At 60.9% G+C, this 15205-nt stretch carries 13 protein-coding genes; 4 read left to right on the forward strand and 9 right to left on the reverse strand.

Annotated features, from left to right (window positions below; all coding sequences use genetic code 11):
* Positions 1–13: 13 nt before the first annotated feature.
* The 8 genes from phaC (PMI37_RS10850) to argS all read right to left on the reverse strand — a co-directional run bounded on the left by phaC (PMI37_RS10850) (position 14) and on the right by argS (position 9882).
* Positions 14–1696, reverse strand: coding sequence for a class II poly(R)-hydroxyalkanoic acid synthase (gene phaC, locus PMI37_RS10850; RefSeq protein ID WP_008080634.1), 1683 nt, complete (start codon positions 1694–1696; stop codon positions 14–16).
* Positions 1697–1835: 139 nt separating this feature from the next.
* Complete coding sequence (phaZ, locus tag PMI37_RS10855) at positions 1836–2690, reverse strand: poly(3-hydroxyalkanoate) depolymerase (RefSeq protein ID WP_008080635.1); 855 nt, start codon at positions 2688–2690, stop codon at positions 1836–1838.
* 140 nt (positions 2691–2830) lie between these two features.
* The gene (gene phaC / locus PMI37_RS10860; protein ID WP_008080636.1) at positions 2831–4510 is read right to left on the reverse strand and encodes a class II poly(R)-hydroxyalkanoic acid synthase; all 1680 of its coding nucleotides are present in this window, start codon (positions 4508–4510) and stop codon (positions 2831–2833) included.
* 258 nt (positions 4511–4768) lie between these two features.
* The gene (locus PMI37_RS10865; protein WP_008080638.1) at positions 4769–5146 is read right to left on the reverse strand and encodes a gamma-butyrobetaine hydroxylase-like domain-containing protein; all 378 of its coding nucleotides are present in this window, start codon (positions 5144–5146) and stop codon (positions 4769–4771) included.
* 125 nt (positions 5147–5271) lie between these two features.
* Entirely contained in the window at positions 5272–6609 is a 1338-nt protein-coding gene (gene hslU, locus PMI37_RS10870; RefSeq protein WP_008080639.1) for an ATP-dependent protease ATPase subunit HslU, read from the reverse strand.
* Between the two features lie 49 nt (positions 6610–6658).
* Positions 6659–7195, reverse strand: a complete 537-nt coding sequence (hslV, locus tag PMI37_RS10875) for an ATP-dependent protease subunit HslV (RefSeq protein ID WP_008080642.1) — start codon at positions 7193–7195, stop codon at positions 6659–6661.
* Positions 7196–7427: 232 nt separating this feature from the next.
* Complete coding sequence (locus PMI37_RS10880) at positions 7428–8144, reverse strand: SPOR domain-containing protein (RefSeq protein ID WP_007909385.1); 717 nt, start codon at positions 8142–8144, stop codon at positions 7428–7430.
* Position 8145: 1 nt separating this feature from the next.
* Positions 8146–9882 carry an arginine--tRNA ligase gene (gene argS / locus PMI37_RS10885; RefSeq protein ID WP_008080645.1) on the reverse strand — a complete coding sequence of 579 codons (1737 nt, stop codon included), beginning with the start codon at positions 9880–9882 and terminating at the stop codon, positions 8146–8148.
* Here argS and PMI37_RS32375 point away from each other — a divergent pair.
* Complete coding sequence (locus tag PMI37_RS32375) at positions 9881–10003, forward strand: hypothetical protein (protein WP_256677627.1); 123 nt, start codon at positions 9881–9883, stop codon at positions 10001–10003. The genes argS and PMI37_RS32375 overlap by 2 nt on opposite strands.
* A gap of 57 nt (positions 10004–10060) precedes the next feature.
* Here the strand turns inward: PMI37_RS32375 and PMI37_RS10890 are convergent, their stop codons facing one another.
* Positions 10061–12280, reverse strand: a complete 2220-nt coding sequence (locus PMI37_RS10890; protein ID WP_008080647.1) for a primosomal protein N' — start codon at positions 12278–12280, stop codon at positions 10061–10063.
* 287 nt (positions 12281–12567) lie between these two features.
* On the opposite strand from PMI37_RS10890, the gene rpmE reads away from it, so the two are divergent.
* From rpmE to PMI37_RS10905, 3 genes are all read left to right on the forward strand, one after another.
* A complete protein-coding gene (gene rpmE / locus PMI37_RS10895) occupies positions 12568–12798 on the forward strand; it encodes a 50S ribosomal protein L31 (RefSeq protein ID WP_008080648.1) in 231 nt (76 codons plus the stop codon).
* A 14-nt stretch (positions 12799–12812) separates the two neighbouring features.
* On the forward strand, positions 12813–13613 hold the full coding sequence (locus PMI37_RS10900; RefSeq protein ID WP_045123104.1) for a thermonuclease family protein: 801 nt from the start codon (positions 12813–12815) through the stop codon (positions 13611–13613).
* 183 nt (positions 13614–13796) lie between these two features.
* Positions 13797–15065, forward strand: a complete 1269-nt coding sequence (locus PMI37_RS10905) for a malic enzyme-like NAD(P)-binding protein (RefSeq protein WP_008080650.1) — start codon at positions 13797–13799, stop codon at positions 15063–15065.
* Positions 15066–15205: the final 140 nt, after the last annotated feature.

The following is a 15205-nucleotide window of genomic DNA, read 5'->3' on the forward strand; positions in this document are numbered from 1 at the left end:
GTTCGGTTAAGCGTCAGCGCACGCGCACGTAGGTACCGGGCGCTGCCTCCATCGGTGGATAGTTCGGGTTGCCGAGGGTGAATGAAGTTTCGTGCTGGGCGCCGGATCGCTGTTGAATCCATTCCAGCCACTGTGGCCACCAGCTGCCGTCGACGTGTTTGGCGTCGTAGTACCAGGCGCGCGGGTCGCTGCTCATCTTGCCGTTTTCGACGTACGCGGCTTTCGGGTTGCTCGGCGGGTTGAGAATGCTCTGCACATGGCCACTGTTGGACAGCACGAAACGTCGCTCGCCACCGAGCAGCAAGGTCGAGCGATACACCGCGTCCCACGGGGTAATGTGGTCGTTCATGCCGGCGACGCTGAAGCTGTCGACGGTGACTTTCTGCAGGTCGATCGGCGTGCCGCACACTTCCAGCCCGCCCGGATGGGTCAGCGGGTTGTGCTTGAAGAAGTCCAGCAAGTCGCCGTGAAACGCGGCGGGCAGGCGGGTGTTGTCGTTGTTCCAGTAGAGGATGTCGAAGGCCGGCGGCTCTTTGCCCAACAGGTAGTTGTTGACGAAGTAGCTCCAGATCAAATCGTTGGGGCGCATCCATGCGAAGACCTTGGCCATGTCGCGACCGTCGAGCACGCCTTTTTGATACGAGCGGCGCTTGGCCGCTTCGAGGGTTTGCTCATCGGCGAACAGCGTGGCCGAGGTTTCGATTTCGCTGTCGAGCAGACTGACCAGATAGGTCGCGCTGGAGACCCGCCGCAGTTGCCGCTTGGCCTGCAGATGCCCTTGCAGGGCGGCGATGGTCAGCCCGCCGGCGCAAGCGCCCATCAGATTGACCTCGCGGGCGCCAGTGATCGTCCGGCAGATGTTCATCGCCTCTTCCACCGCCTCGACATACGTCGACAGGCCCCATTCACGATGGCGTACATCCGGATTGCGCCAACTGATCATGAACGTCTGCAAGCCGTTTTTCAGCGCGTACTGGACGAAGCTGTTGTGCGGGCTGAGGTCGAAGATGTAGTACTTGTTGATTTGCGGCGGCACCACCAGCAGTGGCTTGGCGTACTGTTTTTCGCTCATCGGCTTGTACTGGATCAGCTCCAGCATCTCGTTGCGAAACACCACCGAGCCGGTAGTAGTCGCCACGGTTTTACCGACTTCAAAAGCCTGCTTGGTTACTTGCCGGGGCAAGCCATCGTTGTGCAGCAAGTCATCGAACAAATGGCTGAGGCCGCGCACCAGGCTGTGGCCGCCGGAGTTGAACAGCTCTTTGATCGCCAGCGGATTGAGCAACGTATTGGACGGCGCCACGGCGTCATTGAGCAAGGTGAAGGCGAAGTGCGCGCGGGCGCGGTCTTGCGGGTTCATGTCGCTGTCGTCGATCCAGCTTTTGACCTGCTTCTGCCAGGCCAGATACGCCTGCAAGCTGCGCCGGTAAAACGGATTGAGGCTCCATGCCGGATCGGCAAAACGGCTGTCGTTCGGATTGGTCGGGTGCAGGGTGTCGCCGAGCAAGACGCGGCCCAGTTGGCCGCCGAGTTTCAAGGCGTGCTTCGCGCTGTGAATCGGGTTGCGCAGGCCATGGGCGGCGACGCTGCGCAAGGTCGAGATCAGGTCCCGGCCGCGCAGGCCGGTGATCGCACTTTGTGCATTGATGAACACGGCGGGGCTGGGCACTACGCCCGTCGCTGGTTTTTCGCGCATGACTCAACACTCCTTCGTCTTCAGGTCAAAAACACATTCACCGAACCAGAACACCATAGACGCTGTTACGGGTTACTGCCTGCGCGGCGTCCTGCCGCGCACTCTTTGCTCAAGCCCTGCATAAAGCCTGCCGCCGGGGTCAACCGCCGAGCGGTGTCGGATGCGGGTGCATCACCGCGCGCTGCCGTTCCTCCTGGAGGAATTTCATGATGATCGGCGCCACGGCTTCGGCGCGGGTGATCAGGAACAGATGGCCGTCATCGATGATGTGCAACTGCGCGTTGGGAATGCGCCAGGCGAGCATGCGCATGTTGATCAGCGGGATCAGCGGATCGTCGTCACCGGCCAGCACCAGCGTCGGCTGATGGATCTTGTGCAGCCAGTGAATGCTCGTCCAGCCCAAGCCTGCGAACAGCTGCCAGTAATAACCGAGCTTGCCGGCCGAACGCACTTTCGCCGCGTGGCTGGCCGCCAGCGTCGGGTCGCGGCGGAACGAGCCGCCGTAGATCAGCGGCGCGATCCGAATCACGTGCGAAGGCTGAATGTAGCGCCGCGGGCTGGCCATCATCCACAGCACTTTCGGTTTGCCCGGCACCATCACCGCACCGGCCGCAGTCGCCGCCAGCACCAGTTTCTTGCAGCGCTCGGGGTAGTCGTAGGCGAACTGCTGCGCGAGCGCACCACCCCACGACACGCCGATGACGTTGACCTGACCGTAGTCGAGGTAATCGAGCATCCGCGCGGTCAGCTTGGCCAGGCCGGGAAAGCGGTACGGCCGATTAGGCGTGGAAGAGCCGCCGACACCGGGGACGTCGAAGGCGATCACTTCCAGATCCGGATCCAGCGCCGCGACAAACGGAAACACCAGCTCCAGGTTGGCACCGATGCCGTTGAAAATCAGCAAGGGCGTCAAGTGAGGCTTGCCGGGGCGCACCGCCGTGCGGATGGTTTGACCATCCAGATCGACGGTACGGAATATGAACGGTTGCGGCATGCGTCAGGCCCTGTGGATTTAAATTCACCACCCCCATGTAGGAGCTGCCGAAGGCTGCGATCTTTTGATCTTGTTGTTTAAAAATCAAAAGTCAAAAGATCGCAGCCTTCGGCAGCTCCTACAGGGAGGGGTGGTGTCAGTTACCGCTCGTGTACGTATGTGCCCGGCGAGGCTTCGCCCGCCGGGTGTGCCTTGTTGCCCAGTTTCAACGGGGCCTTTTTCAGGTTGCCCGAGCGCTCGGCCTGCCACGCCTGCCAGTGCAGCCACCAGGAATCGGTGTGCTTGGTCGAGTTTTCCTGCCAGTCATCGGCATTCGCGGCCATCTCTTCGCCGGTCATGTAACGCGATTTCGGGTTGCCCGGCGGATTGAGGATGCTCTGGATATGCCCGCTGCTCGACAGCACGAACTCCACCTTGCCACCGAACAATTGCGCCGACTTGTAGCAGGACTTCCACGGCGTGATGTGGTCGTTGGTGCCAGCCAGCGAGAAGATGTCGGCGGTGACCTGCTTGAGGTCGATCGGCGTGCCGCACACTTCCAGTGCATTCGGGCGGATCAGTGGGTTGTTTTTGAACATCTCGATCAGGTCGCCGTGGAACGCCGCCGGCAACCGGGTGGTGTCGTTGTTCCAGAACAGGATGTCGAACACCGGCGGCTCGTTGCCGAGCAGGTAGTTGTTGACCCAGTAGTTCCAGATCAGGTCATTGGGGCGCATCCAGGCGAAGACCTTGGCCATGTCTTTGCCTTCGAGCACGCCGGCCTGATACGAATGGCGTTTGGCGGTCTCCAGGGTCTGCTCGTCGACAAACAGGGCGACGTCGCTGTCCAGCGTCGTGTCGAGCACACTCACCAGCAGCGTGAGGGCATTGACCTTCTTCTCGCCGATCGCCGCGTAGTGGCCGAGCAGGGCGGTGCAGGTGATGCCGCCAGAGCAGGCGCCGAGCATGTTGATGTCTTTGCTGCCGGTGATCGCGGTGACCACGTCAACCGCTTCTTTCAGCGCATCGATATACGTCGACAGGCCCCACTCGCGCTGCGCCTTGGTCGGGTTGCGCCAGCTGACGATGAACGTCTGCACGTTATTGCGCAGGCAGAAGCGCGCCAGGCTCTTGTCCGGGCTCAAATCGAATACGTAGAACTTGTTGATCTGCGGCGGCACCACCAGCAATGGACGCTCGTGTACTTGCTCGGTGATCGGCCTGTACTGGATCAGCTCCAGCACGTCGTTGCGAAACACCACCGCGCCTTCGGTCACGCCGAGGCTCTTGCCGACCTCGAATGCGCCCATGTTGACCTGGCTCGGCATGCCGCCGTTGTGGACCAGATCCTTGGCCAGATGCGAGAGGCCGTCGAGCAGGCTCTTGCCACCGGTTTCGAAGAAGCGTTTGACCGCAGCCGGGTTGGCGGCGGTGTTGGTCGGGGCCATGGCTTCGGTCATCAGGTTGATGACGAAGTGACCGCGCGCGATGTCTTTGGGGGAGAGGCTGCTGTCATCAATCCAGGAGTGGAGTTCCTTGCGCCACGCCAGGTAGGTTTGCAGATAACGTTTGTAGAGCGGGTTCTGGCTCCACGCAGGATCAGCGAAGCGACGGTCATCGCCAGCCGGTTGCAGTTCGGATTTGCCGAACAGCACGTTCTTCAGTTCGAGGCCGAAATGGGTGACGTGCTTGACGCTATGGATCGGTTGTTTGATGGCCTGTTTGAGCACCATACGAGCAGAGGCCAGCAGATCCTTTCCGCGCAGCCCAACGACGGGATTAAGCCCCAAGGTGTTTTCCGAGGCTTGGTACTTCAGGTCATCGTTATTCTTGTTACTCATCTACGACGCTCCATTGTCCTGAGACGAGTACCCGGTTTTCTGCTGTGCAGTTCCACAGCCAATGCCAGGTACTACTGCTCGGGTGACCGTTAATTCTGCATAGCTGCTTTACAGTCGTAGAGCACTGCAGGGAACTTGCCAGCTCCATTGGTTACCCGAGTTTAATTTTTTTCGCAAGCGGGCCGATCCTCGGCCACACAGCGGAGCATTCAAACAGATGAATTTAGAAAATGCCCTCTAATGAGCGCAAGGCACGGGCTAGAGCATCAGCTTGACGACTGACTCGTTCGGATCGCGGGTCTTGCCGGCCGCTTTCAGCTCGGCCAGATAATCGGCCCAGAGTGCGTCATGACGTCGCCCCAGCTCGTAGAGATATTCCCAAGTGAACAAGCCGCTGTCGTGACCGTCGTCGAAGGTCAGTTTCAGTGCGTAGTGACCGGCCGGTTCCAGCTTGCTCAGACCGACGTTGAGCTTGCCGAATTGCAGGATCGGTTTGCCGTGGCCCTGGACCTCGGCGGAGGGCGAATGCACACGCAGGAATTCGGCGGGCAGGGTGTATTCCTCGCCGGACGCGTAGGTGAGCGTCAGGGTTTTCGAGGCTTTGTGCAGTTTGATGTCGGTAGGAATAGTAGTCATTGCAGGTCATCCGACTAGAGGAACACCCCGTAGGAGCTGCCGAAGGCTGCGATCTTTTGATCTTGCTTTTTAAAAACTCAAGTCAAAAGATCGCAGCCTGCGGCAGCTCCTACAGGGACGGTGACCTACAGGATATAACGGGACAGGTCTTCGTTCTGCGCCAATTCGCCGAGGTGGCTGTTGACGTACGCCGCGTCGATCAGGATCGGCTGCTCATCGTGGGTGCTGGCCAGATCACCGGCGCTGAACGATACCTCTTCCAGCAAGCGCTCAAGCAGGGTGTGCAGGCGACGGGCACCGATGTTCTCGGTCTTCTCGTTGACCTGCCAGGCGATCTCGGCGATGCGCTTGATGCCTTCCGGCTGGAACTGAATGTTCAGGCCTTCGGTTTTCAGCAGCGCGCAATATTGCTCGGTGAGCGAGGCGTGCGGTTCGCTGAGGATGCGCTCGAAATCTTCCGGGCTCAGGGCCTTGAGTTCGACGCGAATCGGCAGACGACCTTGCAGCTCCGGCACCAGATCGCTCGGCTTGCTCAGGTGGAACGCACCGGAGGCGATGAACAGGATATGGTCGGTTTTGACCATGCCCAGCTTGGTGTTGACGGTGCAGCCTTCGATCAGCGGCAGCAGGTCGCGCTGTACGCCTTCACGGGAAACATCGGCACCGCCGACATTGCCACGCTTGGCGACTTTGTCGATCTCGTCGATGAACACGATGCCGTGCTGCTCGACGGCTTCCAGCGCTTTGGCCTTCAGCTCTTCTTCGTTGACCAGACGCCCGGCTTCCTCATCACGCACCAGCTTCAACGCTTCTTTGACCTTGAGCTTGCGCGACTTCTTCTTGCCCTTGCCCATGTTGGCGAACAGCGACTGCAACTGGTTGGTCATCTCTTCCATGCCGGGTGGCGTGGCGATTTCGATGCCGGCAACCTCGGCGACTTCGATCTCGATTTCCTTGTCATCCAGCTGACCTTCGCGCAGGCGCTTGCGGAACAGCTGACGGGTGTTGGAATCGGAGCTCGGCGCTTCTTCGTTGCTGAAGCCCATGCGGGCCGGCGGCAGCAGCGCGTCGAGGATGCGATCCTCGGCAGCGTCTTCGGCGCGGTGGCGCACGCGGGTCATTTCCTGCTCGCGGAGCATCTTGATCGCGGCGTCGGCCAGATCACGGATGATCGATTCGACGTCACGGCCAACATAACCAACTTCGGTGAACTTGGTCGCTTCGACTTTGATGAACGGCGCGTTGGCCAGTTTCGCCAGACGACGGGCGATCTCGGTTTTACCGACACCGGTCGGGCCGATCATCAGGATGTTCTTCGGGGTCACTTCAACGCGCAGCTCTTCAGGCAGCTGCATGCGGCGCCAGCGGTTGCGCAGGGCAATCGCGACGGCGCGCTTGGCATCGTCCTGGCCGATGATGTGGCGGTTGAGTTCGTGGACGATTTCGCGGGGAGTCATGGACATAATAATTGGCGGTCCTCAAGCAGAAACAAGCCGTGGCACAGGGGCCTTATCAGGCTTCTTCAGCGAGATCCTGCTCCTCAATGGTCTGAGTGTGGTTGGTGAATACGCAGATGTCGGCAGCGATGCCCAGTGCGGTTTCGACGATTTCCCGGGCCGACAGGTCGGTCTTTTTCAGCAGGGCGCTGGCTGCCGCTTGCGCGTAGCCGCCGCCGGAACCCATGGCGATCAGGCCGTCCTCGGGTTCGACCACGTCACCGTTGCCGGTGATGATCAGCGAGGCGTCCTTGTTGGCGACCGCGAGCATGGCTTCGAGGCGGCTCAGGGAGCGGTCGGTGCGCCATTCTTTGGCGAGTTCGACAGCGGCGCGGATCAGGTGGCCCTGATGTTTTTCAAGCTGGCCTTCGAAACGTTCGAAGAGGGTAAAGGCGTCAGCGGTGGCACCGGCAAAACCGGCGATGACCTGGCCGTGGTACAGGCGACGAACTTTTTTCGCGTTGCCTTTCATCACGGTATTGCCGAGAGAAACCTGGCCGTCGCCGCCCATGACGACTTTGCCGTGACGGCGGACTGAAACGATGGTGGTCAAGGGAAGAGTCTCCACACAGCGGGGCGAAAGTGCCTTATGCCCATTCATATGGGGGTGCTGGAGAGGATTTCAACCGTAGCGCGGGAGAGGAGACGAGCGGTGATCAACTGTAGGAGCTGCCGAAGGCTGCGATCTTTTGATCCTGATCTGAAAGCAAAATCAAAAGATCGCAGCCTGCGGCAGCTCCTACAGGGGATTTGCGTCGCCTGTGGGAACGGTTTTCTACGTAAAGTCAGCGGCTCTGGCGTTGTTGTAACAACAGGTTGCTGAAGCCGGCGCCGGCCAGTTGTTTCTGGGCCGTGGTCAGTTGTTCACGGTTGCTGAACGGGCCGACCAACACGCGATACCAGGTTTCATCCTTCACCGTGCCGGATTCAACCGCCACCGCCTGACCAAGCAGAATGATCTGCGCGCGGACCTTGTCGGCATCGGTTTCCTTGCGGAACGAACCCGCCTGCAGGAAGAACTTGGTCACCGGCGCCGCTTTGCTCACCGGTGGCGCTGGCGGCGGGGTAATCCCGGCCAAGGCTGCCTGAGCGCGCGCGGTGTCGATCTTCGCCGCTTCCGCCGGGGTCACCGGCGTGGTCGGGATGGCCGGCACTTGTGGCGTCGGCAAGGTCTTCTCCGGCACGGCGTCCGGCGGCACGATCACTTCCGATTCCGGCAGCAAGGTGTAGAAGTCGTATTTCGGCTTCACCGGTTGCGTCGGGCTCGGCGGGGTCTTGTTGGCCTCGGCGATCTTCGACGCTTTCTGCTGTTGCGCTTGTTCGACCTTCTCACGCTTGACCGTGTCGCTGCCCTTGCCCGGCTCCAGCTTCATCAGAAACACGATGAACGCGCCGACCGTCAGGCCGATGGCCATCCACAGCCAACCCGGAATCGGTTGCTTCGCAGGAGCTTGGTAACGGCTGGCGCCACGCTTGGGTGCAGGTTTTTTCTTGGCAGCCAACTTACATACGCTCCAGAGTTTCCAGACCCAACAGCTCCAGGCCTTGCTTGAGGGTGCGACCGGTCAGCGCGGCCAGGCGCAGACGGCTCTGCATCTGGGCTGGCGTTTCGGCGGCGAGGATCGGGCAGTTCTCGTAGAAGCTGGAGAACAGACCGGCAACGTCGTACAGGTAAGTGCAGAGAATGTGCGGCGTGCCTTTGTCAGACACGTTGTTCAGCACTTCGCCGAACTGCGCCAGTTTCGCCGCCAGCTCTTGTTCATGCACCGCTTCCAGCACGATCTGACCGTCGACTTCGCTGAAGTCCTTGCCCAGTTTGCGGAACACACCGGCGACGCGGGTGTAAGCGTAAAGCAGGTATGGCGCGGTGTTGCCTTCGAAATTCAGCATCAGATCGAAGTTGAAGCTGTAGTCGCTGGTGCGGTGTTTCGACAGGTCGGCATATTTCACCGCGCCGATGCCGACGACTTTGGCGATGTTGCGCAGTTCGTCTTCGGCCAGCGTCGGGTTCTTTTCTTTGACCAGGTTGTAGGCACGTTCCTGCGCTTCGGTCAGCAGGTCGATCAGCTTCACGGTGCCGCCGTCACGGGTCTTGAACGGACGGCCATCAGCGCCGTTCATGGTGCCGAAGCCCATGTGTTCCATCTCCATCGGATGGGTCACAAAACCGGCCTTGCGCGCCACGGCGAACACTTGCTGGAAGTGCAGGGCCTGACGCTGGTCGACGAAGTACAGCGCGCGATCGGCTTGCAGTTTGCCGCTGCGATAGCGCACGGCCGCGAGGTCAGTGGTGGCGTACAGGTAACCGCCGTCAGCCTTGACGATGATCACCGGCAGCGGGTCGCCGTCGGCATTTTTGAATTCGTCGAGGAATACGCACTGGGCGCCGTTGCTCTCGACCAGCATGCCGGCCGCTTTCAGGTCGTTGACCACGTTGATCAGGTCGTCGTTGTAGGCGCTTTCGCCCATCACGTCGGCCATGGTCAGTTTGACGTTGAGCAGTTCGTAGATCTTCTGGCAGTGCGACAGAGAGATGTCCTTGAACTTGCTCCACAGCGCCAGGCACTCGGCATCGCCGGCCTGCAGCTTGACCACCAGACCACGGGCGCGGTCGGCAAACTCTGCGGATTCATCGAAACGCTGTTTGGCGGCGCGGTAGAAGTTTTCCAGGTCAGACAGCTCGTCGCTGGTGATCGGGTTTTCCTGCAAATAAGCCATCAGCATGCCGAACTGGGTACCCCAGTCGCCGACGTGGTTCTGACGGATCACTTCGTCGCCGAGGAATTCGAGGACGCGGGCCACGCCGTCGCCGATGATGGTCGAGCGCAAATGGCCGACGTGCATCTCTTTGGCCAGATTCGGTGCCGACAGGTCGACCACGGTGCGTTGCGCCGGGCCAGCCTTGCGCACGCCAACATGGGCATCAGCCAAGGCAGCGTCGAGGCGCGAGGCCAAAGCCTGGGTGTTCTGGAAGAAGTTGATGAAGCCCGGGCCAGCGATTTCGGCTTTGGTGACGTTCTCGTCAGCCGGCAGCGCGGCGATGATTTTTTCCGCCAGATCGCGCGGCTTCATCCCCGCAGGCTTGGCCAGCATCATCGCGATGTTGCTGGCGAAGTCGCCGTGGGTCTTGTCGCGGGCGTTCTCCACCTGGATCGCCGGCGTCAGGCCTTCAGGCAACACACCTTCGTTGACGAGTTGGGTGATGGCTTGTTGGATCAGCTGGCGAATGGTGTCTTTCATGGTCTTCTCTTTCGACCGCAAGCGCGGCGGGCGCATCGATGCGCGGGTGGAAAAACTGGGCATTATCCGTTGCGAAGACGGGCTTGCCAACCTTAGCAGGCAGGTTATGGATATGTGGTGACATCAAGATCAAAAGATCGCAGGGTAGGAGCTGCCGAAGGCTGCGATCTTTTGATCCTTAATACAAATCGACAGGATCGACATCCAGCGACCAACGCACCGCCCGCCCGCTCGGCATCTGCTCCAGCGCCAACAGCCAACTGGTCAGCAACCGATGCAGCGGCGCCCGCGCCGTCGCCTGCAACAACAGCTGCGCGCGATAGCGGCCAGCACGGCGCTCCATCGGCGCCGGCACCGGCCCGAGCAATTCGATCCCGCTCAGATTCTGCTCGGCCAGCAAACGCTCGGCCTCGCTGCACGCTTCATCGAGAAAGCCTTCTGCCTGCCCGGGCTTGTGCGCTTCGGCACGCAACAGCGCCAGATGCGCAAACGGTGGCAACCCGGCGGCCCTGCGCTCGCTCAAGGCCTGTTCGGCGAAGGCGAAGTAGCCTTGTTCGGTGAGCTGCACCAATAGAGGATGGTCGGCGAGGTGTGTCTGGATGATCACCTTGCCCGGCTCTTCCGCCCGGCCCGCACGTCCGGCGACCTGCACAATCAACTGCGCCATGCGCTCGCTGGCGCGGAAGTCACCAGAGAACAAACCGCCGTCGGCATCGAGGATCGACACCAGCGTCACCCGTGGAAAGTGGTGTCCCTTGGCGAGCATCTGCGTGCCGACCAGAATGCACGGCTGGCCCTTCTGAATCGTCGCGAACAGCTGATTCATCGCGTCTTTGCGCGACGTGCTGTCGCGGTCAACGCGCAGCACCGGATAGTCAGGGAACAGAATCGCCAGGCGTTCTTCAGCGCGCTCGGTGCCGGCACCCACCGGCCGCAGATCGACCTTGTGGCACTTCGGGCACTGGCGCGGCGTGCGCTCGACGTTACCGCAATGGTGGCAGCGCAGTTCGCCATAACGCTGGTGCACGGTCATCCGCGCATCGCAGCGCGAACACTCGGACATCCAGCCGCAATCGTGGCAGAGCAACGTCGGCGCGAAACCGCGACGGTTGAGGAACACCAGCACTTGTTGCCCATTCGCCAGCGTCTGACCGATGGCTTGCTGCATCGGCCCGGAAATCCCGCTGTCCAGTGGACGGCTTTTGACGTCCAGGCGCAGGAAGCGCGGTTGCTTGGCGCCACCGGCGCGCTCGTTCAGGCGCAGCAGGCCGTAACGACCGGTGTAGGCGTTGTGCAGGCTTTCCAGCGACGGCGTGGCGGAACCGAGGACGATCGGGATGTTTTCCTGCCGTGCGCGTACCAGCGCCAGGTCGCGAGCGTGGTAGCGCAGACCTTCCTGCTGCTTATAAGAACCGTCGTGCTCTTCATCGATGATGATCAGCCCGGGGTTTTTCATCGGCGTGAACAGCGCGGAGCGGGTGCCGATAATAATGTCGGCCTCGCCATCGCGCGCCGCGAGCCAGGCGTCGAGGCGCTCGCGATCATTGACTGCCGAGTGCAACAGGGCGATGCGCGCATTGAAGCGCTGTTCGAAACGCGCCAGCGTTTGCGGGCCGAGGTTGATCTCCGGGATCAGCACCAGTGCCTGCTTGCCGGCCTCCAGGGTTTCGCGGATCAGTTGCAGATAAACTTCGGTCTTGCCGCTGCCGGTAACCCCGGCCAGCAGGAACGCGTGATAACTGTCGAAACCGGCGCGTATCGCCTCATACGCGGCGCGTTGCTCGCTGTTCAGCGGCAACTCCGGCTGCGCCAGCCAATGTTCGTGGCGCGCGCCCGGTGCATGGCGGCGGATCTCGACCTGCACCAGCCCTTTGGCCAGCAGCAGATCGAGGCTGTCCTTGCTCAACATCAGTTTGCTCAGCAACTGATGGGCGACGCCGTGCGGGTGCTGGGCCAGCGTTGCCAGCGCTTCACGCTGGCGCGGCGCGCGGGCGATGCGCGGGTCATCCAGGCTGGCGCCGGGGGTGATCGACCAGAAGCGCTCTTGCCGGGCTTCGGCCAGCTCGCCCTGGCGCAACAGCACCGGCAGCGCCCAGCTCAGGGTGTCGCCGAGGCTGTGCTGATAATACTGCGACGTCCACAGGCACAGCTTGAACAGGGCGGGTGGCAACGGCGGCGTGGTATCGAGCAGGGCCAGCGCCGGTTTGAGTTTCTCCACCGGCACTTCGCTGGTGTCGGTGATCTCGACCAGAATCCCGATCATTTCGCGTCGACCGAACGGCACCCGCAGGCGCATGCCCGGCTGCAATTGCTCGCGCAGCACGCCGGCCGGCGCTCGATAGTCGAACAGGCGGCGCAGGGGCGAAGGCAAGGCAAGGCGCAGAATGGCGTCGGGCACGCGGGGGGATCTCTATAAGCAGAACAAGGGCATGGCACATACCTAATGTAGGAGTGAGCCTGCTCGCGATAGCGGTGTATCAGACGACATCAATGTTGAATGGCAGACCGCTATCGCGAGCAGGCTCGCTCCTACAGGGGATCGCGTATTGGGCCGGGAGCCTAGCAGACGGTCGGTCTCGGTGACAGCTTGCGTGATTGAAAAGGTCTGGTAGAATCCGCGGCCTAATTACGTGCGGTATTCAACAATAGTGTTGAGTGGCGGCACGCTAGCCTGAGGAATACACCATGAAAGCCGATATCCATCCAGCGTACGAAACCATCGAAGTAACTTGCAGCTGCGGCAACAAGTTCGAAACTCGTTCGAACCTGTGCAAGCCACTGGGTACTGACGTATGCAACGAGTGCCACCCGTTCTACACCGGTAAGCAGAAGACTCTGGATACTGGCGGTCGTGTACAGCGCTTCGCAGACCGTTTTGGCGCTTTCGGCAAGAAAGCTCCAGCTGCTGCAGAGTAAGGTTGAAGGGCCCGTTGGGCTTTTCCTTGCTGTTGAAAAAGGCGTCCCTTGCGGGCGCCTTTTTTGTGTCTGCGATTTGGCTTTCAGACGCACAAGCTTTCTGTCCGCTGCCTTCCGGGCTGACCAGTGTCGCCGTGCAGCGCGTGGTCGACGGCGACACCATGCGCCTGAGCGACGGGCGCAGCGTGCGGATGATCGGCCTCAACACGCCCGAGCTGGGCAAGCAGGGTCGCAGTGATGAGCCGTTCGCAGTGGCGTCGCGCCAACGCCTGCAAGCCCTGATCGACGCCAGTGGCGGACGTGTCGGTATACGCCTTGGCAAGCAGGGCAAAGACCATTACGGGCGTACGCTCGCGCATATTTACAGTGTCAGCGGTGTCAATCTCGAAGCGCAAATGCTCGCCGATGGCCTGGGTTTCCAGGTCGCGGTGGCACCGAATGTCGATCTTGTCGCCTGTCAGCAAGCCGCCGAACGCAGCGCTCGGCAGGCAGGTCGAGGTCTCTGGCGGCAAACACCTGTACTGAAAGCGCAGCAGATCCAGCGCTCGGGTTTCGCCGTGGTCAGTGGCCGTGTGAGCAAGGTTCAGCGCAATCGCGGGGGAATCTGGATCGAGTTGCAGGGCTCGCTTGTATTGCGCGTTGCACCCAATCTGGTCGGAAAATTCGACAATGCCCGCCTGCAAGCGCTGAAGGGCAAGCAGATCGAGGCGCGCGGCTGGATTGTCGATCGATCACGGCGCGGCGGCTTGAAACAGGGACAGCCGCGTTGGCTGCTTCCACTGACAGATTCGTCGATGTTGCAAAGCACTCGCTGAAATAAAATTGTAGACATTTTTTCTGTCGATTGTGAACAGTCCAGCCCTTGTGCGCCGTGGCTCTTGGCCCAAAGTCGTAGGGCAGGGCGCTTGACAGGGGTGACCGCTCAGTCTTGTGGGGACTTTGCGAGGCGCGTATCCTCGCTGACCAGTCTGTCCAACAGTAAAAAGCGGAATGCCAAAATGTCTGATCTGAAAACTGCCGCTCTCGAATATCATGCCAATCCTCGTCCAGGGAAGCTGAGTGTCGAGCTCACCAAGGCCACTGCTACCGCTCGCGACTTGTCGCTGGCCTACAGCCCCGGCGTAGCTGAACCAGTGCGTGAGATCGCTCGCGATCCTGAACTGGCCTACAAATACACCGGCAAGGGCAACCTGGTTGCAGTCATTTCCGATGGCACCGCGATTCTCGGCCTGGGTAACCTCGGCCCGTTGGCGTCCAAGCCAGTGATGGAAGGTAAAGGCGTGCTGTTCAAGCGCTTCGCCGGCATCGACGTTTTCGACATCGAAGTCGACTCGGAAAGCCCGCAAGCCTTCATCGACACCGTAAAACGCATCTCCATCACCTTCGGTGGCATCAACCTGGAAGACATCAAGGCACCTGAGTGCTTTGAGATCGAGCGCGCTCTGATCGAGCAGTGCGACATTCCGGTATTCCACGATGACCAGCACGGCACCGCGATCGTGACCGCTGCGGGCATGATCAACGCCCTGGAAATCGCCGGCAAAACCCTGCCAGACGCCAAGATCGTTTGCCTGGGTGCCGGCGCTGCCGCCATCTCCTGCATGAAACTGCTGGTGAGCATGGGCGCTCGCATCGAAAACATCTTCATGGTTGACCGTACCGGCGTGATCCACTCCGGCCGTGACGACCTGAACCAGTACAAAGCAGTATTCGCTCACGCCACCGACAAGCGCAGCCTGGCTGACGCTCTGCAAGGTGCTGACGTGTTCGTTGGCCTGTCCGGCCCGAACCTGCTGAGCGCTGAAGGCCTGCTGTCGATGGCGGCCAACCCGATCGTGTTCGCGTGCTCGAACCCGGATCCGGAAATCTCCCCGGAACTGGCGCACGCTACCCGTAGCGACGTGATCATGGCCACCGGCCGTTCGGACTACCCGAACCAGGTCAACAACGTACTGGGCTTCCCGTTCATCTTCCGTGGTGCCCTGGACGTTCGCGCCAAGCGCATCAACGAAGAAATGAAAGTGGCTGCCGCCAACGCCCTGCGTGAACTGGCCAAACTGCCTGTTCCACAAGACGTGTGCGACGCCTACGGCGGTGCTCCGCTGGAATTCGGCCGTGAGTACATCATTCCGAAGCCAATGGACAAGCGCCTGATCACCCTGATCTCCGACGCTGTGGCCAAAGCTGCGATCGAGACCGGTGTGGCGACCCTGCCGTATCCGAAGAACTACCCGCTGAAAAGCGTGGATGATGTGTTCAACGGCTAAGCCGTTGTAGCGCTTCAACCCAAAGCCCCGGCTCGTGAGAGTTGGGGCTTTTGTTTGGGCAGATCAAAAGATCGCAGCCTTCGGCAGCTCCTGCATGAATATCGCACTCCCCCTGTAGGAGCTGCCGAAGGCTGCGATCT

The sequence above is a fragment of the Pseudomonas sp. GM80 genome (assembly GCF_000282515.1).
Classification (GTDB): domain Bacteria; phylum Pseudomonadota; class Gammaproteobacteria; order Pseudomonadales; family Pseudomonadaceae; genus Aquipseudomonas.

What these genes read in the sequence shown, in the direction of transcription:
- phaC (WP_008080634.1), bottom strand. Translation starts at nt 1,696, where the DNA reads ATGCGCGAAAAACCAGCGACGGGCGTAGTGCCCAGCCCCGCCGTGTTC.
- phaZ (WP_008080635.1), bottom strand. Translation starts at nt 2,690, where the DNA reads ATGCCGCAACCGTTCATATTCCGTACCGTCGATCTGGATGGTCAAACC.
- phaC (WP_008080636.1), bottom strand. Translation starts at nt 4,510, where the DNA reads ATGAGTAACAAGAATAACGATGACCTGAAGTACCAAGCCTCGGAAAAC.
- PMI37_RS10865 (WP_008080638.1), bottom strand. Translation starts at nt 5,146, where the DNA reads ATGACTACTATTCCTACCGACATCAAACTGCACAAAGCCTCGAAAACC.
- hslU (WP_008080639.1), bottom strand. Translation starts at nt 6,609, where the DNA reads ATGTCCATGACTCCCCGCGAAATCGTCCACGAACTCAACCGCCACATC.
- PMI37_RS32375 (WP_256677627.1), top strand. Translation starts at nt 9,881, where the DNA reads ATGGTCTTCTCTTTCGACCGCAAGCGCGGCGGGCGCATCGATGCGCGG.
- argS (WP_008080645.1), bottom strand. Translation starts at nt 9,882, where the DNA reads ATGAAAGACACCATTCGCCAGCTGATCCAACAAGCCATCACCCAACTC.
- rpmE (WP_008080648.1), top strand. Translation starts at nt 12,568, where the DNA reads ATGAAAGCCGATATCCATCCAGCGTACGAAACCATCGAAGTAACTTGC.
- PMI37_RS10905 (WP_008080650.1), top strand. Translation starts at nt 13,797, where the DNA reads ATGTCTGATCTGAAAACTGCCGCTCTCGAATATCATGCCAATCCTCGT.